General features: G+C 70.2%; 17 protein-coding genes. 10 read left to right on the plus strand and 7 right to left on the minus strand.

Annotated elements, in window-relative coordinates; genetic code table 11:
• Position 1: 1 nt before the first annotated feature.
• Positions 2 to 1,132: an ABC transporter substrate-binding protein gene (locus MKD50_RS01355; protein WP_252666144.1), complete on the minus strand. Its 1,131-nt coding sequence runs from the start codon at positions 1,130 to 1,132 to the stop codon at positions 2 to 4.
• Positions 1,133 to 1,347: 215 nt separating this feature from the next.
• Here MKD50_RS01355 and soxC point away from each other — a divergent pair, with 215 nt between their 5' ends.
• From soxC to MKD50_RS01390, 7 genes are all read left to right on the plus strand, one after another.
• Positions 1,348 to 2,589: a sulfite dehydrogenase gene (soxC, locus tag MKD50_RS01360; protein ID WP_252666145.1), complete on the plus strand. Its 1,242-nt coding sequence runs from the start codon at positions 1,348 to 1,350 to the stop codon at positions 2,587 to 2,589.
• On the plus strand, positions 2,576 to 3,163 hold the full coding sequence (locus MKD50_RS01365) for a c-type cytochrome (RefSeq protein WP_371925258.1): 588 nt from the start codon (positions 2,576 to 2,578) through the stop codon (positions 3,161 to 3,163). Before soxC ends, MKD50_RS01365 begins: the two co-directional genes overlap by 14 nt.
• Before the next feature lie 171 nt (positions 3,164 to 3,334).
• On the plus strand, positions 3,335 to 4,267 hold the full coding sequence (locus tag MKD50_RS01370) for a TauD/TfdA dioxygenase family protein (protein ID WP_252666146.1): 933 nt from the start codon (positions 3,335 to 3,337) through the stop codon (positions 4,265 to 4,267).
• Positions 4,268 to 4,346: 79 nt separating this feature from the next.
• Positions 4,347 to 5,357 carry an ABC transporter substrate-binding protein gene (locus tag MKD50_RS01375; protein ID WP_240071145.1) on the plus strand — a complete coding sequence of 337 codons (1,011 nt, stop codon included), beginning with the start codon at positions 4,347 to 4,349 and terminating at the stop codon, positions 5,355 to 5,357.
• Positions 5,358 to 5,359: 2 nt separating this feature from the next.
• Entirely contained in the window at positions 5,360 to 6,196 is an 837-nt protein-coding gene (locus tag MKD50_RS01380) for an ABC transporter ATP-binding protein (protein WP_252666147.1), read from the plus strand.
• Between the two features lie 15 nt (positions 6,197 to 6,211).
• Entirely contained in the window at positions 6,212 to 7,093 is an 882-nt protein-coding gene (locus MKD50_RS01385; RefSeq protein ID WP_240071143.1) for an ABC transporter permease, read from the plus strand.
• A 61-nt stretch (positions 7,094 to 7,154) separates the two neighbouring features.
• Entirely contained in the window at positions 7,155 to 7,925 is a 771-nt protein-coding gene (locus MKD50_RS01390) for a class I SAM-dependent methyltransferase (protein WP_252666148.1), read from the plus strand.
• A 2-nt stretch (positions 7,926 to 7,927) separates the two neighbouring features.
• On the opposite strand, the gene MKD50_RS01395 is transcribed toward MKD50_RS01390, so the two are convergent.
• The gene (locus tag MKD50_RS01395; RefSeq protein ID WP_115702625.1) at positions 7,928 to 8,293 is read right to left on the minus strand and encodes a LysR family transcriptional regulator; all 366 of its coding nucleotides are present in this window, start codon (positions 8,291 to 8,293) and stop codon (positions 7,928 to 7,930) included.
• A gap of 162 nt (positions 8,294 to 8,455) precedes the next feature.
• The gene (locus MKD50_RS01400; protein ID WP_231942229.1) at positions 8,456 to 8,689 is read right to left on the minus strand and encodes an IclR family transcriptional regulator; all 234 of its coding nucleotides are present in this window, start codon (positions 8,687 to 8,689) and stop codon (positions 8,456 to 8,458) included.
• A gap of 418 nt (positions 8,690 to 9,107) precedes the next feature.
• On the opposite strand from MKD50_RS01400, the gene MKD50_RS01405 reads away from it, so the two are divergent.
• Both MKD50_RS01405 and MKD50_RS01410 read left to right on the plus strand, forming a co-directional pair.
• Positions 9,108 to 9,857, plus strand: coding sequence for an IclR family transcriptional regulator (locus tag MKD50_RS01405; RefSeq protein ID WP_252666149.1), 750 nt, complete (start codon positions 9,108 to 9,110; stop codon positions 9,855 to 9,857).
• A gap of 211 nt (positions 9,858 to 10,068) precedes the next feature.
• The gene (locus MKD50_RS01410) at positions 10,069 to 11,316 is read left to right on the plus strand and encodes a GGDEF domain-containing protein (protein ID WP_252666150.1); all 1,248 of its coding nucleotides are present in this window, start codon (positions 10,069 to 10,071) and stop codon (positions 11,314 to 11,316) included.
• Between the two features lie 46 nt (positions 11,317 to 11,362).
• Here MKD50_RS01410 and MKD50_RS01415 read toward each other — a convergent pair whose 3' ends face one another.
• Positions 11,363 to 12,226: a citryl-CoA lyase gene (locus MKD50_RS01415; RefSeq protein ID WP_252666151.1), complete on the minus strand. Its 864-nt coding sequence runs from the start codon at positions 12,224 to 12,226 to the stop codon at positions 11,363 to 11,365.
• Complete coding sequence (locus MKD50_RS01420; protein ID WP_252666152.1) at positions 12,223 to 13,422, minus strand: CaiB/BaiF CoA transferase family protein; 1,200 nt, start codon at positions 13,420 to 13,422, stop codon at positions 12,223 to 12,225. The genes MKD50_RS01415 and MKD50_RS01420 overlap by 4 nt, the downstream gene beginning before the upstream one ends.
• Positions 13,423 to 13,654: 232 nt before the next feature.
• On the opposite strand from MKD50_RS01420, the gene MKD50_RS01425 reads away from it, so the two are divergent.
• A complete protein-coding gene (locus MKD50_RS01425) occupies positions 13,655 to 14,920 on the plus strand; it encodes an Hsp70 family protein (protein WP_115702031.1) in 1,266 nt (421 codons plus the stop codon).
• Between the two features lie 80 nt (positions 14,921 to 15,000).
• On the opposite strand, the gene MKD50_RS01430 is transcribed toward MKD50_RS01425, so the two are convergent.
• Positions 15,001 to 15,693 carry a phosphorylase gene (locus tag MKD50_RS01430; protein WP_115702029.1) on the minus strand — a complete coding sequence of 231 codons (693 nt, stop codon included), beginning with the start codon at positions 15,691 to 15,693 and terminating at the stop codon, positions 15,001 to 15,003.
• Positions 15,690 to 17,732 carry a squalene--hopene cyclase gene (gene shc, locus MKD50_RS01435; RefSeq protein WP_115702027.1) on the minus strand — a complete coding sequence of 681 codons (2,043 nt, stop codon included), beginning with the start codon at positions 17,730 to 17,732 and terminating at the stop codon, positions 15,690 to 15,692. The genes MKD50_RS01430 and shc overlap by 4 nt, the downstream gene beginning before the upstream one ends.
• Positions 17,733 to 17,788: the final 56 nt, after the last annotated feature.

Raw genomic sequence — 17,788 nt, forward strand, 5'->3', positions numbered from 1 at the left:
GTCAGGCTCCCAGGATCTTGCCGTTGGGTTGGTAGACGGGCCAGTAGCTCTGCAGGCTCAGGTCGGTGAGTGCAGCCTTCAGGAAGCGCTGGTCGATCCACTGGTCCACGTCAAAGCGCGCACGGCTCAGCTTGAAGCGATAGGCCTGCTCGACCGCGTCCTTGTAGCGGCTGACCAGGAAGGGATCGAAATTCGGGTTCAGCCGCACCCGCAGCGGCTCGCCGTCGAAGTCTTCCTTCCAGTGGTCATAAGGCGTGCCCGCACGCGCCCAGGTGCGCAGCACTTCTTCACGATGGCTCTCGTCCGAGGCCCACCGCGCCGCCTCGACCGCGGCCTTCACCAGGTGCTGCGTGGCCTCCGGATAGCGTTCGGCGAATTCGTCGCTCACCAGTACGTGGCTTTGCCGTGTGTAGATCGGCGACTGGTTCTTGCTGGAGTACAGGATGCGCACCGCGCCCTTGTCGCGCAGACGCAGGATGTCCATGGCGCCGATGGCGGCGTCGATGTCGCGCGTGGACAGTGCCGCCAGGTAGCCGGCCGTGTCCAGGTTCAGCAGGCGCAGGTCCTTGTCCGACAGCCCGTTCGCTTCCAGCAGGCGCAGCGCCGGCAGATGCATGTTGGTGCCCTTGAACAGCGACACGCGCTTGCCGCGCAGGTCGCTGACCGTCTTCAGCGGCGAATCGGGTGGCACGCCCACGTAGATGTTGGCGCGCACGCCGGTGGCCAGCACCAGCCGCGTCTTCAGGCCCGCGGAGCGCGCCACGATGGACGGCAGGTCGCCCTGCAGCGCGAAGTCGAGCTGGCGGTTGGCCAGCGCCTCGTTGACGGCGGGGCCGGCGCCCTTGAAGAAGAACCACTCCACGCGCGTGCCGGTTGGCTTGAACGACTCCTCCAGCCAGCCGCGTGCATGGGCAATCGCCAGCGAGCTGCCGGCAAAGCTGGGCGGGGTGCCGGTGGCGGGCTGGGCCACGCCGACGCGGATCACATCAGGCCGCGCGGCCGGGCTGGCGCTGAACGCGGACAGCGGCGACAGCGAAGCCGCCATGCCCAGACCGGACCAGGCCGCGCAGCGCAGCAGCTCGCGGCGGGTCAGCGTGGGTGCAGCGGTGGCATCGGGGCGCGGGGTCGTCATCGTGCAGACCTTCTTGAAGTTGAGGACGGCTCCACGATAAGCGGCGCTGCGCGCGGACCAGAACGAATGATTCCGGCTTTGGTTATCGGCCCCGCGCATATGGCGCGCAGCGCGGCGTTGGCATATCGGCATGCATTCTTCTTCGTTGGCCGAGTGCCGTTGCTGTCCTACAGTCTGCGCATTTTGATCGCTACCAGACTGACCACGCCCTTACGATGAGCAATGACCTGAGTTCCGGCCGCCGGCGCTTCCTGCAGCGCGGGGCGGTGCTGGGCGCCGCCGCGGCCGGCGCCGCCACTGCGGCGCGCGCTGAACCCCTGACGGTTGCGCCGTGGACGCGCACGCCGGGCGAGCCCGTGCTGTGGCATGCCTACGGCCAGCCATCCCCGTTCGAGAAAGACGTGGTGCGGCGCAGCCGCAGCGCGGCGCCGCTGCCCGGCGCCAACTCGTCGATGACGCCGCTGCAGGACCTGCGCGGCATCATCACGCCGACCGGGCTGGTGTTCGAGCGCCATCACGCCGGCATCCCGCTGATCGACCCGGCGCAGCACCGGCTGGCGGTGCACGGGCTGGTGGCGCGCCCGCGCATCTTCACCATGGACGACCTGGTGCGCCTGCCGTCGGTGTCCCGCATCCATTTCCTGGAGTGCTCGGGCAACACCGGGCGCGAGTGGAAGGCGCCCGGCGCCAAGTCCGTGCAGATCAGCCACGGCCTGCTGTCTTGCTGTGAGTGGACCGGCGTGCCGTTGTCCGTGGTGCTCGACGAAGTCGGCGTGGCGCCGGATGCGGCCTGGGTGCTGGCCGAAGGCGCCGATGGCGCAGCCATGACGCGCAGCGTGCCACTGGCCAAGGCGCTCGAAGATGCACTGCTGGTCTATGCGCAGAACGGCGAGATGCTGCGGCCCGAGCATGGTTATCCGCTGCGGCTGTTCCTGCCGGGCTATGAGGGCAACATGAGCATCAAGTGGCTGCGGCGGCTGAAGCTGGGCCGCGCGCCGTTCATGTCGCGCGAAGAGACCGCCAAGTACACCGACTCCCTGCCCGACGGCAGCGCGCGGCAGTTCACCTTCCTGATGGACGTGAAATCCGTGATCACTTTCCCCGCGCCGGATCACAAACTGCGTGAGCGCGGGTTCTATGAGATCTCGGGCCTGGCGTGGTCGGGCCACGGGCGGATCCGCCGCGTCGAGGTGTCGGTCGATGGCGGGCGCAGCTGGCGCGAGGCGCAGCTGCAGGAGCCGGTGCTGGACCGCGCGCTGGTGCGCTTCCGCCTGCCGTGGCGCTGGGATGGCGGGCCAGCTTCGCTGGAGAGCCGCGCCATCGATGAAGCCGGCAATGTCCAGCCCACGCCGGACCAGCTGGTGGCCGCGCGCGGCGTGGCTTCCACCTATCACTACAACGCGATCCAGCGCTGGCGCGTGGCCGCCGACGGGAGCATTGCCAATGCGCGTGCCTGATCCAATCCGCGGCGCCGCCGCGATGCTGGCGCTGGCTTGCGCTGCCCACGGCGCCGCTGCGCAGCCCTACGGCCTGGGCCGCCCCGTCAGCGAGCGCGATCTTGCCGCGCGGAATATCGATGTCACGCCAGACGGCGCCGGCCTGCCGCGGGGCCGCGGCACGGTCGCGCAAGGCCAGCAGGTCTATGCGCAACGCTGTGCCGCGTGCCACGGCGCCAATGGCGAAGGCAAGCCCGCCGATGCGCTGGTGGGCGGACAAGGCACGCTCGCGGATGCCGCCAAGGGCAAGGATCCGGTCAAGACCATCGGCAGCTTCTGGCCCTATGCGACCACGGTGTTCGACTTCATCAACCGTGCCATGCCGTACGACGCACCGCAGAGCCTGGCGCCGGACGAGGTCTATGCCGTGACCGCATGGCTGCTGCACAGGAACGGCATCGTGCCCGCCGATGCGGTGCTGGACGCGCGCACGCTGCCGCAGGTGAAGATGCCGAACCGCGATGGCTTTGTCGCCGACGCGCGACCGGACACGGCCAACGTGCCCTGCCGCAGCGGCTGCCCCGGCAAGCCGTGAGCCTGGCCGGCCTTGACGGGGCCCGCCAATGTCGAGACATGGATATGCGCTGAGCGGATAAGGGCCAGCGATATGATTCGTTGACCCCGCAGTGGCCCGCTCTCTACAGTGCAAGCTTGTACGCGGCATCCCGGATGCCGCATCGGTTTCCCCCGTATGCCAGAGCTTGCCATGACGACCGCAACCGCCCACGCCCTAGCTTCGCGTCCGCAGAACGCACCGCTTGCCACCGCTTCTTCCTCTGTTGCCGCCGGTCGCTTCGAGATCCGCGCGCTCGATGCGCCGCTGGGTGCCGAGGTGATCGGACTGGACCTGTCGCAACCGCTGTCGGCAGCGGAGTTCGCGCGCATCCATCGCGCCCACCTCGACCACCACGTGCTGGTGTTCCGCGACCAGCGCATCACGCCCGCGCAGCAGATCGCCTTCAGCCGCCGCTTCGGCCCGCTGCAGATCCACGTGCTGCACCAGTTCCAGCTGCCTGGCCATCCGGAAGTGCTGGTGGTCTCCAACGTGGTCGAGGACGGCAAGCCGATCGGGCTGGGCGATGCCGGCCACTTCTGGCATTCGGACCTGTCGTACAAGGAACGGCCCAGCCTGGGTTCGCTGCTGCATGCGCGCGAGCTGCCCGCCGAAGGCGGCGATACGCTGTTCGCCAACATGCACCTGGCGTGGGACACGCTGCCGGCCGCGCTCAAGCGCGCGATCGATGGCCGGCAGGCCGAACATACCTACCTGGCGCGCTACGCCGAGCTGCAGCAGCGCAGCCCGTGGCGGCCCGACCTGACGCCCGCGCAGGTGGCGCAAGTCAGGCCGGTGCTGCAGCCGGTGGTACGGACCCATCCGGAGACCGGGCGCAAGGCGCTGTTCGTCAGCGAACACTTCACCACCCGCATCGCCGGCCTGCCCGAGGACGAGAGCCGCGCGCTGCTCGACCAGCTGTTTGCGCACAGCGTCAGCCCCGCGCATCTCTACCGCCACCGCTGGCAGCCGCACGACCTGGTGTTCTGGGACAACCGCTCGCTGCTGCATCTTGCGGCGGGCTGTCCGCCGCAGCTGCGACGCGTGATGTACCGCACCACCATCGAAGGCGACGTGCCGCGCTGAGCGCGGCAGCGATCGCCGGTCTTCCCAGGGCGTTCGCCTGCGCGAATGCCTGTCCAACGCATGCCCCGGAGTCCTGAACATGTTCTCTCGTCTGTCCCGCAAGCTCGGCCTGCTGGCGCTCAGCGCCGGCCTGGCCATCACCGGCACCGCGCACGCCGAAGGCAAGCTGCGCATCGCCGAGCAGTTTGGCGTGGTCTATCTGCTGCTCAACGTGGCGCGCGACCAGCAGCTGATTGAAAAGCACGGCCGGCAGCAGGGTGTCGACATCAAGGTCGAATGGACCCAGCTGTCCGGCGGTGCGGCGGTCAACGACGCGCTGCTGTCGGGCGCCATCGATATCGCTGGCGCCGGCGTGGGGCCGCTGCTGACGCTGTGGGACCGCACCCATGGCAAGCAGAACGTGCGCGGCGTGGCGTCGCTCGGCAACTTCCCGTACTACCTGGTGAGCAACAACCCCAAGGTCAGGACCATTGCCGACTTCACCGACAAGGACCGCATCGCGCTGCCGGCGGTCGGGGTCTCGGTGCAGTCGCGCGTGCTGCAGCTCGCCGCGGCCAAGCAGTGGGGCGACAAGGAATACAACCGGCTGGACCGGTGGACGGTGGCGGTGCCGCATCCGGATGCGGCGGCGGCCATCATCGCCGGCGGCACCGAAATCACCGGCCACTTCGGCAACCCGCCGTTCCAGGAGCAGGAGCTGGCCGGCAACCCGAATGCGCGCATCGTGCTGAACTCGTACGACGTGCTGGGCGGACCGAGCTCGTCCACGGTGCTGTACGCCACCGAGAAGTTCCGCAACGACAACCCGAAGACCTATCGCGCCTTTGTCGATGCGCTGGCCGAAGCCGCCGCCTTTGCCACCGCCAATCCCGAGGCCGCCGCGGACATCTACCTGCGCCAGAGCAAGGCCCGCACCGACCGCGCGCTGCTGCTGCGCGTGCTGAAGAACCCGCAGGTGCAATTCCGCGTGGCGCCGCAGAACACCTTTGCGCTGGCCTCGTTCATGCATCGCGTCGGCGCGATCCGCAACCAGCCGAAGTCCTGGCAGGACTATTTCTTCGCGGATCCGGTGACCGCGCAAGGGAGCTGAACATGGCCACCCACAGCCTGCGCGTGGTTTCGGACCGGCCCGCGCCCCTGCTGCAGGTGGACGGCGTGTCGCTGGAATACCGCACGCCCGGCCGCATCGTGCGCGCGACCCATCGCGTCAGCTTCGACGTGCATGCGGGCGACCGCTTCGTGCTGCTGGGTCCTTCCGGCTGCGGCAAGTCCACGCTGCTGAAGTCGGCGGCCGGCTTCGTCGCGCCCTGTGAGGGCGAAATCCGCCTTGAAGGCCGGCGCGTGCAGCAGCCCGGCCCGGACCGCATCGTGGTGTTCCAGGAGTTCGACCAGCTGCCGCCCTGGAAGACCGTGCTGCAGAACGTGATGTTCCCGCTGCGGCACGCGCGCGGCCTGTCGCGCGCGGCCGCGCGCGAGCTGGCGCTGGACAGCCTGCGCAAGGTGGGCCTGGCCGGGTTTGCCGGTGCCTATCCGCACACCTTGTCGGGCGGCATGAAGCAGCGCGTGGCGATCGCGCGCGCGCTGGCCATGCGCCCCAAGGTGCTGCTGATGGACGAACCCTTTGCCGCGCTGGACGCATTGACGCGCCGGCGCATGCAGGAAGAACTGCTGGCGCTGTGCGACGACGCCGCGCTGACGCTGCTGTTCGTCACGCATTCGATCGAAGAGGCGCTGGTGGTGGGCAGCCGCATCCTGCTGCTGTCGCCGCACCCCGGCCGCGTGCGCGCGGAGCTCAACAGCCACCAGTTCAGCCTGGCGAGCCAGGGCGGCGCCGAATTCCAGGCCGCGGCGCGGCGCATCCACGGCCTGCTGTTCGACGCGCCGGCCACCATCGACCCGCCGCCGGCGCGCAGCGCGGCGGCACGCTGAAACCGACATCGCATCATGACGCAAACTACGCTGACCCTGCCCGACCCGCTGCGGCCCGAATACGAGCGCGAGCCCGAGCCGTTTACCGAGGCCCCGCTGGCGCGCGCGTTGCCGTGGCACCAGCGCGCGTGGCAGCAAGACTGGCTGCGCAAGGCGCTGATCCTGCTGGCGCTGGGACTGATCTGGGAAGCGGTGGCGCGCGTGCAGGACAACGACCTGCTGCTGCCCTCGTGCCTGGCCACGCTGCGCGCCTTTGGCGCGGCGGTGGCCGGCGGCGAGCTGCCGGGCAAGGCGGCGATCTCCCTTTCGGTGCTGCTGCGCGGCTATGCCGCCGGCATCGTACTGGCGTTCGTGCTGACCTCGCTGGCGGTATCGACGCGCCTCGGGCGCGACCTGCTGGACACGCTTACCGCGATGTTCAACCCGCTGCCGGCGATAGCGCTGTTGCCGCTGGCGCTGCTGTGGTTCGGGCTTGGCACCGGCAGCCTGGTGTTCGTGCTGATCCATTCGGTGCTGTGGCCACTGGCGCTGAACATGTACGCGGGCTTCCGCGCGGTGCCGCCGACGTTGCGCATGGCGGGACGCAACTACGGCCTGCGCGGGCTGCGCTATGTCGCGCTGGTGCTGGTGCCGGCGGCGCTGCCCGCGATCCTGTCCGGCCTGAAGATCGGCTGGGCCTTCGCCTGGCGCACGCTGATCGCCGCCGAACTGGTGTTCGGCGCGTCCTCGGGGCAGGGCGGGCTGGGCTGGTTCATCTTCCAGAACCGCAACGAGCTCTATACCGACCGCGTGTTCGCCGGGCTGGCCGCGGTAATCCTGATCGGGCTGCTGGTCGAGGGACTGGTGTTCACCACGCTGGAGCGGCTGACCGTGCGCCGCTGGGGCATGCAGCACTAGCCTTGCCCGATGCCGCGCGGGCGCGTAGGCTACGGCTCCGGTAACGAACCGGAGCCTGCCCATGACCGCCATCCATCAAGCCGCCGCCCAGGGATTCGCCAGCCAGGCCGATACCTACGCGCGCGGTCGACCTGAATACCCCGCCGGGATCGACACCTGGCTGCGCGGCGCGCTTGACTTGCATGCCGGCCGCGTCGTGCTCGATCTCGGGGCCGGCACCGGAAAGTTCACGCGCCGGCTGGTGCAGACCGGCGCGACGGTAATCGCGGTGGAGCCGGTGGAGCCGATGCGGGCGCAACTGGCGGCCGCGGTGGCGCCGGTGCAAGCCCTGGAGGGCAGCGCCGAGGCGATCCCTTTGCCAGACGCCAGCGTCGACGCCGTGGTCTGCGCACAGGCGTTCCACTGGTTTGCCAACGCGCGCGCGCTGGCCGAGATTCGCCGCGTGCTGCGCCCCGGCGGCCGGCTCGGACTGGTATGGAACGTCCGGGATGAAAGCGTGGACTGGGTGGCGCAGCTGACTGCCATCATGGCGCCGTATGAAGGCGACGCCCCGCGCTTCCACAAGGGTGACTGGAAGCGGGTGTTTCCCGCCGAGGGCTTCGGGCCGCTGGCGCTGCAGACCCTGCCCTACGCCCATGTGGGGCCGCCACGGCAGGTGATCGTGGATCGCGTCATGTCGGTCAGCTTCATTGCGTCGCTGCCCGAGCCGGAGCAGGCGCGCGTGCGCGCGCGCCTGCACGCGCTCATCGACCAGCATCCGGCGCTGTCGGCCCGCGCCGAGGTTGCCTTCCCGTACCGCACCGAGGCTTATCACTGCGAACGGCTCGCCTGAGCCTACATGGTCGCCTGCCGCACCCAGAATGCGGCGCCGACGCGCACCGCGCAGCGCTCGTGCTGCCGGTCCGCTTCCGCACTGCGCCGCGCGCGCGTGCTGGCCTCGATCTGCTCCCAGATCTCGAGCATGGCGCAGATCTTGGGCAAGGCATTGAATCCGGCCGCGGTCGGCAGCCAGGCCGTGCCGCACGGCTGGAACAGCGGCATGCCGAGCGCGGCCTCGAGCTGGCGCAGCTGGTAATGGAGCCGTTGCGACTGGATCCCGAGCGCCTGCGCGGCGCGGCCGGCGTCGCGATGCTGCATCAGCGCGACAAAGACACGCAGGGAGAGAAACGAGACGCGCCGGTTGATGAGTCGGTAAGCCATGCCCATGTCATGGCCGGGGGGCGGTTTCGCGCTCGCGCGCTGCTACGGGTCCCCGGCGGATCGAAGTGGATCGATCGTAGCGGGGCGGCACGGGGCTGGTGGGCAGCCGGATTCAGAAATGCAGCGCGGAATCTTCCGGCGAGGCGTGCGGCAGCGACGCAGTCAATGCATCGGCAGCTGGCCGATCGCGGTCAGTGCCAGCACCACGTCGGGCGACAGGCGGCGTTCGCTGCATGGCACGCCCGCGGTTTCGAGCGTGGTCCACAGGTCGGCGTCGCCAGTGACGATGCGTAGCCGCAGCTGGGCCAGGTATGCATATTCCGCGGGGGTCAGCGGCCGCGGGGCGCTGCGCAGGTCGTCCAGGATGGCACCAAGCGAGAGTGCGGGAACGGTCATACCAAGGTCGGGAATAGCACGGCGATGAGACATTGCGGCGGAAACAGCAGGAGGGTGCGGAGTTGAGCAACGCATGATTCTATCCATCCGGTGCAGCGGCCGCTAAAGCAAAAGCCGGGGCAATTTACCCCGCTGATTCCGCTTGCAAAGCCAGGAGTGGCGAATAGGCTAAGCGCGCGGCATGCGATGTGGCGCATGCGGTGGTCCAGAGGGCGGAAAAGGCGCTTGTGCGAACGCGCGCTCCAGCCTGGCAGCGGGTACGGGTGTTGCAGAAAAACGCCACCATGCCAGCGGGGGTGCGTCGACGCGACGGCACATGGCTCCGCCGGGAGCGCGGATTGACAACCCCCGGAGCGTTCTATACGGTGGCACATCGTTTCAACCCAACGCCTTCGCCGTTCATCACCCGCCGCCCGCCATGCCCCGCAAAGCCGCACAGGTTTCCGAAGCCGACAAGCACGCCGCCGCCGGCGGCGCCATCGCCGTGGACCGGGCGCTGTTCGTGCTGTCGGTGTTCCGGCAGGGCGATGGCGCGCTGGCGCTGGCCGAACTGGCGCAGCGCAGCGGCCTCTACAAGAGCACGCTGCTGCGCCTGCTGGCATCGCTCGAACATGCCGGGCTGGTGCTGCGCCACGCCGACGGCCGCTATGGCCTGGGGCCGGAGGTGGCGCGGCTGCACGCGGTCTACGCGGCGTCGTTCTCGCTCGAGGCGGTGGTGATGCCGGCGTTGCGCGAACTGGTCAGCGCCACGCGCGAGAGCGCGGCCTTTCATGTCGAGCAAGGCGAACACCGGCTGTGCCTGTACCGCGTCGATTCGCCACAGCCGGTGCGCGACCACGTGCGCGCGGGCGAACTGCTGCCGCGCGACCGCGGCGCCGGCGCGCGCGTGCTGCGTGCCTTCGCCGGCGAGCGCGGCGAGCTCTATGACCGGATCCGGCAAGACGGCGTGGCGGCGCTGGTCGGCGACCGCAGCCCCGATCTGGCCGGCGTGTCCGCGCCGGTCTTCGGCCCGGGCGGTGTGCTGGCCGGCGCGCTGACGCTGACCTGTCCGGCGGCGCGCTACCGCGACGCTTTCCGCGACGATGTGCTGCAGGCAGCGCGCTCGCTGACGCGCGCGCTCGGCGGCACGGCGCCGCAGGCCACCCCGGCATCGACAGTTCCGGACTGATCGGAAACCGTGGCGGGGCGCAGCGCACCCGACCCGGCTTGCAGGGGGTGCCAAGCTAGCGCCGGCACGGGCTATCATGCGGCTGGCATGAAAAACAGCGCACGTCACATCTGGTGAAATCAGCGCCCGCATGCCTCGCGTCGCGCCCCCGTGCCCCGATGCCCGCCGATCGATATTGACGGCAGGCGGACGGCATCCTTGAGGAAATCCCTTGCACCTGGACCAGCAGACCATTGCGGTGGTGATGATGGTGTTTTTCTGCGGCACGCTGATCATTGCAGCGGGGCTGGTGTTTGCGCTGCGCGCGAGCACGGCGGGTCGGCTGTGGGCCTTCGGCCATGTGCTGGTGTCGGCCGCGGGCCTGGCGCTGGCGGTCAGCGCGGCCAGCGGCACTGGCCAGCTCGGCACGCTGGGTGCATTCGCCTTCGTCGCCGGCTGGCTGCTGATCTACCGCGGCGTGCGGGTCTACTACGGCGTGCCGGCGCATCCGGGCGCGCTGGTGGGGGCGGGCGCGATCGTGCTCGGCCTGATGGCGGCCTCCAGCGGCCTGCCCGAGGGTCCGCAGCTGGTGCTGCGCATCGTCTATGGCGTGCTGGCGCTGGTGTCGCTGGCCACCTTCGCCACGCTGGCGCGCGCAGGGCGCGGGCGCCGCAGCATCGGGGCGCCGCTGGTGCTGGTGGCCAGCCTGGTGCAACTGGCGACGCAGCTGGCGGGCTTCAGCCACGCCATGAGCCTGCCCGCGGGCGGCACGGTCGCGGCGCCGCTGACCCTGTTCTTCGCCAGCCCGGCCGGTTCGGCCTGGGTGCTGGCGCCGCTGATCGCCACGCTGCTGGGGCTGTTCGGCTTTACCGTGATGGCGATGGAGCAGATCGTCGCGCACAACGAAAGCGGCGCGCGCATCGACGCCCTCACCGGGCTGCTCAACCGCGGCGCGCTGGAGATGTCGGCGCTGTCGCTGGTGGCGCGCTGGCAGCGCGATGGCCAGCCGCTGTCGTGCCTGGTGATCGATATCGACTACTTCAAGCAGGTCAACGATACCTGCGGCCACCATGCCGGCGATGCGGTGCTGCGCGAAGTGGCGCAGGCGCTGGACAACTCGCGCCGCGCCTCGGATGTGGCCGGGCGCTATGGCGGTGAAGAGTTCTGCGTGCTGTGCCCGCATACCGACGAGCAGCAGGCCTCGGCACTGGCCAACCGCGTGCTGCGCAAGGTGCATGCGATTGCCTTGCCCGCCGGGCGCGGCCATGCCAGCGTCAGCATCGGCGTGGCGCAGCTGCGCGGCGGCGCGGGCAGCCGGGAGGCGCTGTGGCGGACCCTGTTCGCCGATGCCGACCGCGCGCTCTACCACGCCAAGGCGCATGGGCGCGACCGCTATGTGCTGGCATCGTCGATGGCGCAGCCCGCCGCCGGCGCGGCGGCTGCGCCGCTGCTGCAGCCGCAACCGGACCTGGCCGGCTGAGCGTCCGATCCGGCCTGCCGGCGGGTGTTGCCGCTGATGCGGACTTTTAAGTGGGCTTGTGCGGTTCCGGCACGTCGCGCGGCGGCGCGCCGTCATAGCGCCACAGGAACTGGCGCGGCATCGGGCCCTTGTTGCGCCCGCCCTCGCACTGCTGCTCCCACGCGTGCGCGAGGATGCCGACCGAGCGCGACAGGCAGAACAGCCCGCGCGCCAGCGGCGCGGCAAAGCCCAGTTCGGCGTAGATCACCGCGGTGGCGCCATCGATGTTCATCGGGATCGGCTTGCCGCGCCCGGCGCCGAGCGCAGCCTCGAGCGCGCGCGCGATGCCCGCGTAGCGGCCGCTCACCACGCCGTCTTCCGCCGCCCGCGCGACCAGCGCCAGCAGCCGCGGTGCGCGCGGATCGACCGGATGGAAGCGGTGGCCAAAGCCGCCGACGTACTTGCCGTGCAGGTCGCGGTAGTGCCGCAGCGCGTCTTCGACGGCCAGCGCCATCGTGCTGCCGGCGTCCAGCCGTTGCGCCACGTCCTGGTACAGCGCCACCGCCTGCTCGCCCGCGCCGCCATGCACGTCGCCCAGCACGTTGACGGCCGACGCCATGGCATTGTTCAGCCCCACGCCGCAAGTGGCCGCCATGCGCGCGATGGCGATGCTGGGTGCCTGCGGGCCATGGTCGACCGCGGCCATCAGCGCCGCGTCCAGCAGTTCGCCATGGCCCGGCCCGGGTAGCTCGCCACGCAGCATCAGCCAGATCATCTGCGCGAACGACACCCGGCCGATCAGCTGCTCGATCGGGTAGCCGCGGTAGCGGATCTCGCCCGGCCGCATGTCGATGATGCCGGTGCGCCACCAGTCCTGCGACAGGCGCTGGCCGGCATCCATGCCGTCGTCCTGTGTCTGGCTGCCGCTCATATCGCACCCTCCCGGTTCAGTTCATCAATGTCCGCATCGCTGTAGCCCAGGCTGCCCAGCACCTGGCGCGTATGCTGGCCCAGTTGCGGCGGCGGCGTGTCGACCGCCGGCGCTTCGCGGTTGAGCTTGAAGCCGGTGCGCACCACGCGGATGTCGCGGCCCACGCCCGGGGCATCGGCAAAGTCACCGATCATGCCGCGCTCGCTGACCTGCGGATGGGCCAGCGTCTGCGGCACGTCCAGTACCGGCCCCGCCGGCACCCCGGCCGCGGTCAGCAGCGGCCACCACTCGGCGGCCGGCCTGGTTGCCAGTTCGGCTTCCAGCGCCTGCGTCAGCGCGGGCCGGTTGGCCAGCCGCGCCTGCCGCTGCGCGAAGCGCGCATCGTCAGCCAACGCCGGACGGCCCACCACGCGGCACAGCGCTTCGAACTGTTCCTGCTTGTTGGCGGCGATATTGAGCAGGCCGTCGGCGGTGCGGAAGGTGCCGGAGGGGCTCGCGGTCATGTTCTCGTTGCCCATCGGCGTCGGCGCCCGGCCCGCGATCAGGTGATTGGACACCGCCCAGCCCATCGTGGCCAGCGTCGCCTCCAGCATCGATACGTCGATGAAATAGCCCTCGGTGCGCCCGGTATCGGCCAGCGCCGCCGAGACCGCCAGCGCCGCGGTCAGCCCGCCGATGGTGTCGGACACCGGATAGCCCACCCGCAGCGGCGCGCTGTGCGCGTCGCCGGTGATCTGCATCACGCCGGCCATGCCCTGGATGATCTGGTCATAGGCGGGCAGGCCGGCGAGCGGCCCGTCCTGGCCGAAGCCCGAGATCGCGCAGTAGATCAGACGCGGGTTGTCCTGCTTCAGGGTTTCATAGCCCAGTCCCAGGCGCGCCATCACGCCGGGCCGGAAGTTCTCGACCACCACGTCTGCGCTTTGCACCAGCTTGCGGAACACCGCCTTGCCGCTGGCGTGCTTCAGGTTCAGGGTGACCGACTGCTTGCCGGGGTTCTGCGCCAGGAACGACACGCCCATCAGGCGCTGGTTCAGCTCGGGGTCGGCGCCCAGCTGGCGCGCCAGGTCGCCGCTGCCGGGAGTTTCGACCTTGATCACTTCGGCGCCGAGGTGAGCAAGCTGGTGGCAGCAAAAGGGCCCGGCCAGCACATTGGTGAGGTCGAGCACGCGGACGTTGCGTAGCGGTTTTTGCATGGCGGGGGTCAGATATTCGTCGCGCAGATTAATTCTGTACAACAGAACATCAATCTTTTGTAAAGAACCTACGCAGCATAGGAGCCGCCTCGCATCCCTGTCAAGGCCGGGCTTGTCCGTGCGCCTGGCATGGCGGGCGGAGCCCGACGGGCACGGACCCGGTCGCTGCCCTACAATAGCGCCCCCGCCCGCGACCGCCTTGCGCCGCGCGGGCCACTTTGCTGGCAGGAAAATGGAATCGAAGATGTCAAACGCATGCGGCCTGGATTTCGGCACGTCCAACTCGACGGTGGGCTGGAGCCGCCCCGGCAGCGCGTCCGCGCTGCTGCCGCTGGAGGATGGCAAGGCGACGCTGCCGTCGGTGATCTTTTTCCATGCCGAGGATCCGCTCGTCAGCTACGGCCGCGCCGCGCTGGGCGACTACCTGGCGGGCTACGAGGGCCGGCTGATGCGCTCGCTCAAGAGCCTGCTGGGCACCTCGATGATGGACGACAGTACCGAGGTGATGGGCCAGGCCATGCCGTTCCGCAAGCTGCTGGCGCATTTCATCGGCGAGCTGAAGACGCGCGCCGAGCAGGCCGCCGGCACCGGGTTCTCGCGCGCGGTGCTGGGGCGTCCGGTGTTCTTTATCGACGAGGATCCGGTGGCCGACCAGTTGGCCGAAGACACGCTGGCCGGGATCGCGCGCGACGCGGGCTTCAGCGAGATCGCGTTCCAGTATGAGCCGATCGCGGCGGCCTTCGACTACGAAGCGGGCATCACGCGCGAGCAACTGGTGCTGGTTGCCGATATCGGCGGCGGCACCTCGGACTTCTCGCTGGTGCGGCTGTCGCCCGAACGCGCCGCGCGCAGCGACCGGCGCGACGACATCCTGGCCAACGGCGGCGTGCACATCGGCGGCACCGACTTCGACCGCGCGCTCAGCCTGGCGCGCGCGATGCCGCTGCTGGGCCTGGGCAGCGCGCTGCGCAACGGCAAGGCGATGCCGTCGAGCCAGTATTTCGACCTGGCCAGCTGGCACACCATCAACCTCCTCTATACGCGCAAGGCGTGGTCGCTGGTGATGGACAACTATCGCGACGCGGCCGACACGGTCAAGCTCGACCGCCTGGTGCGGCTGATCCGCGAGCGCGCCGGGCACTGGCTGGCGCTCCAGGTCGAAGGCGCCAAGATCGCGCTGTCGGACACGGACAGCACCGAGGTTGACCTGAACCGGCTGGAACCGGGCCTGTCGCTGGCCATCACGCGCGACGAGTTCGATGCCTCGATCGACAAGCTGGTGACCAAGACCGAGCAGACCGTGCACAAGCTGCTGGCCGATGCCGGCGTGCGCGGCGCCGCCGTCGATACCATCTTCTTTACCGGCGGCTCCAGCAGCGTGCCGCTGTTGCGCCAGCGGCTGGCAGCGCTGCTGCCCGAGGCGCGTTGCGTGGAAGGAGACCGGTTCGGCAGCATCGGCAGCGGGCTGGCGCTGGATGCGGTGAGGAAGTTTGGGTGAGGGAGTGGTGTTGACTGCGGGCGCCTGAGTACCCGGCTGTTTGCTCCCCTCTCCCGCAAGCGGGAGAGGGAAGTACCCCATCAAAAGTCAGCTTGCTGCGAGCGCATGTCGCGCAGGCCGAATACATCGCCCAGCGCCAGCCTTGCGGCTCGCAACGCCCCGCGCGCGGCCGCAGCATCGCCAGCGAGGCGCAACAGCGCTGGCAGTTCCTGCGGCGCGCGCAGCAACCCGCCCAGCACCGCGGCGACATCGGTCTTGCCGTTATCGCCCATGCCGGCCGCGGCGGCTGCCGGCACGGCACGGGCAGCCGGATCGACGATCACCCGGCAAGCCGCGAACGGCAGCCGGCACGCCGCCGCCATGCGTGCGGCCAGGTGCGATTCCATGTCGACGCACAGCGCCCCCGTGGCCCGGTGCAGCGAGGCCTTGGCGGCCACCGTCAGGACCGGCTGGTCGGCTCCGGCCGCGGTGCCGATGCGCGCGTGCGGCAGCGCTGCGTGCATGGCGCGCGTCCAGGTGGTGTCAGTGTCGTAGCGCTCGCCGGGCGCGCACACCGCATCCGCCAGCACCGCATCGCCCGGCGCCAGCGCCGGCTCCAGCCCGCCCGCCACGCCAAAGCTGAGGATGCCCATGCAGTGCCGGCTGGCCATTGCCGACACCTCTTGCTCCAGCGCCAGGCCGCGCACGCCGTGCACCACGCGGCAGTGCGGCCCGGCCGCGATGCGCGCCTCGAACGCCATGCCGGTGACGACCAGCACGAATGGCGCGGTCACAGGCCCCACGACACCTGGCCGCTCTGGCCAATCCGGCCGCGCTGCAGGTTGCGGTAGCGCGCCAGCGCCCACAGCGGAAAATAGCGCGCATAGCCGTGATAGCGCAGGTAGAACACGCGCGGGAAGCCCACCGCGGTAAAGCGGGGCTCATGCCACAGGCCGCCGGGCTGCTGCGTGCGCAGCAGGTAGTCGATGCCGCGCGCCACCGCGGGATGCTGCGCGGCGCCCGCCGCCATCATCGCCAGCAGCGCCCACGCGGTTTGCGAGGCCACGCTGGGCGCGGGCTCGTAGCCGCGGTAGTCGAGCCGGTAGCTGCTGCCGTCCTCGCCCCAGCCGCCGTCGGCATTCTGGATCCGCGCCAGCCACGCCACCGCGCGCTGCAACTCGGGCGCTGTGGGCGGCAGGCCGGCGGCGTTCAGCGCGCACAGCGCGCTCCAGGTGCCATAGATGTAGTTGGTGCCCCAGCGCCCGAACCAGCTGCCGTCGGGCATCTGCTCGGCCAGCAGGTAGCGCAGCGCGCGCGCGGCGGGCTCGCTCGTGCCGGGGGTGGCGCCGGTCTGGCACAGCATCGACAGGCAGCGCGCCGACACGTCGGCGGAGGGCGGGTCCAGCAGCGCGCCGTGGTCGGCGAAGGGAATGTTGTTCAGGTACAGGTGCGTGTTCTCGGGCTCGAATGCGCCCCAGCCGCCGTTGCCGCTCTGCATGCCGACGATCCACTCGGTGGCGCGCGCGACGGCGTCGCCATAGCGCCCCGGCGCCTGGTGCGCGCGCATGAAGCGGTCCATGGCGGCGGCCACCACCGCGGTATCGTCGACGTCGGGGTAGTAGGCGTTGGCATACTGGAAGGCCCAGCCGCCGGGGCGCACCAGCGGGCGGCGCACCGCCCAGTCGCCGCGCAGGTCCAGCACCTGCAAGGGCCTGAGCCAGTCCAGCGCGCGCCCGGCGGCCTGCGCCGCGCGCGCATCGCCGGTTTCCAGCAGCGCGTGCGTGGCCAGCGCGGTATCCCACACCGGCGACAGGCAGGGCTGGCAATAGGCCTCGTCGCCGTGCTCGACCAGCAGGCGCTCGAGCGAACGCCGCGCCACCGCGCGCGCCGGATCGTCGGGCGGCACGCCCAGCACGTCGAACATCATCACGCTGTTGGCCATCGCCGGGAAAATCGCGCCCAGACCGTCTTCGCCGTTGAGGCGCTCGCGCACGAAGCGCTGTGCCGCGGCAATGGCGCGCCGGCGCAGCGTGCGCGGGAACAGCGGCTCGGCCACGCGCAGCAGTGCATCGAGCCCGCGGAACACCGCGTACCAGCCGGCATGCTGGTGGGCCGCGCGCGGCGGCAGGCCCACCGTGTGGCAGTTGCCGACGAAGAGCTCGTTGATGCCGACCCCGCGCGGGTTGCGCGCCTGCGGGCGCAGGCTGTTGAGCACCAGCAGCGGCACGATCACCGTGCGGGCCCAGTACGAGACCTTGGACAGGTGGAACGGAAACCAGCGCGGCAGCAGCATGATCTCGACCGGCATCATCGGTACCGCCTTCCATGGCAGCACGCCGTACAGCGCCAGCAGCGTGCGCGTGAACACATTGCTGGCCTCGGCGCCGCCCATGGCACGGATCGCCTGGCGCGCGCGCTGCATCGGCGCCGATTGCGGATCGTCGCCCGCCATCTTCAATGCGAAATACGCCTTGACGCTGGCACTGACGTCGGAGCGGCCCTGATGGAACAGCGGCCAGCCGCCGTCCGGGTTCTGGATGCGGCGCAGGTAGCGGGCCAGGCGCGCTTCCAGGTCGAGGTCGGGGTCTTCGCCCAGGTAGTGCACCATCAGCACGTATTCGGCGGGGATGGTGGCGTCGGCTTCGAGTTCGTAGATCCAGTGGCCATCGGGGCGCTGCTGGTGCAGCAGCGCGTCGAGCGCGCGGTCGATGCCATGGTCGAGCGCCGGCGCGGACAGGCGCGTCGCAGGCGCTTGCTGCGGGCCGGCCGGCTCACGCTGCGCGGAATCCACCTGCGGCGCGGCGTGGGCAAGGGCGGTCTCGTTCATCGACATGCAGCCTCCTTGTGCCGGCGCACCCGTGGCGGCACCGGCATGCATCGACATGCCAC

Origin of the sequence: Cupriavidus mimosae (assembly GCF_023952485.1) — a bacterium.
Taxonomy (GTDB): Bacteria; Pseudomonadota; Gammaproteobacteria; order Burkholderiales; family Burkholderiaceae; genus Cupriavidus; species Cupriavidus taiwanensis_C.

Coding starts and splice junctions, on each gene's coding strand:
- MKD50_RS01355 (WP_252666144.1), bottom strand. CDS start 1,132: ATGACGACCCCGCGCCCCGATGCCACCGCTGCACCCACGCTGACCCGC.
- soxC (WP_252666145.1), top strand. CDS start 1,348: ATGAGCAATGACCTGAGTTCCGGCCGCCGGCGCTTCCTGCAGCGCGGG.
- MKD50_RS01365 (WP_371925258.1), top strand. CDS start 2,576: ATGCGCGTGCCTGATCCAATCCGCGGCGCCGCCGCGATGCTGGCGCTG.
- MKD50_RS01370 (WP_252666146.1), top strand. CDS start 3,335: ATGACGACCGCAACCGCCCACGCCCTAGCTTCGCGTCCGCAGAACGCA.
- MKD50_RS01375 (WP_240071145.1), top strand. CDS start 4,347: ATGTTCTCTCGTCTGTCCCGCAAGCTCGGCCTGCTGGCGCTCAGCGCC.
- MKD50_RS01380 (WP_252666147.1), top strand. CDS start 5,360: ATGGCCACCCACAGCCTGCGCGTGGTTTCGGACCGGCCCGCGCCCCTG.
- MKD50_RS01385 (WP_240071143.1), top strand. CDS start 6,212: ATGACGCAAACTACGCTGACCCTGCCCGACCCGCTGCGGCCCGAATAC.
- MKD50_RS01390 (WP_252666148.1), top strand. CDS start 7,155: ATGACCGCCATCCATCAAGCCGCCGCCCAGGGATTCGCCAGCCAGGCC.
- MKD50_RS01395 (WP_115702625.1), bottom strand. CDS start 8,293: ATGGCTTACCGACTCATCAACCGGCGCGTCTCGTTTCTCTCCCTGCGT.
- MKD50_RS01400 (WP_231942229.1), bottom strand. CDS start 8,689: ATGACCGTTCCCGCACTCTCGCTTGGTGCCATCCTGGACGACCTGCGC.
- MKD50_RS01405 (WP_252666149.1), top strand. CDS start 9,108: ATGCCCCGCAAAGCCGCACAGGTTTCCGAAGCCGACAAGCACGCCGCC.
- MKD50_RS01415 (WP_252666151.1), bottom strand. CDS start 12,226: ATGAGCGGCAGCCAGACACAGGACGACGGCATGGATGCCGGCCAGCGC.
- MKD50_RS01420 (WP_252666152.1), bottom strand. CDS start 13,422: ATGCAAAAACCGCTACGCAACGTCCGCGTGCTCGACCTCACCAATGTG.
- MKD50_RS01425 (WP_115702031.1), top strand. CDS start 13,655: ATGGAATCGAAGATGTCAAACGCATGCGGCCTGGATTTCGGCACGTCC.
- shc (WP_115702027.1), bottom strand. CDS start 17,732: ATGTCGATGAACGAGACCGCCCTTGCCCACGCCGCGCCGCAGGTGGAT.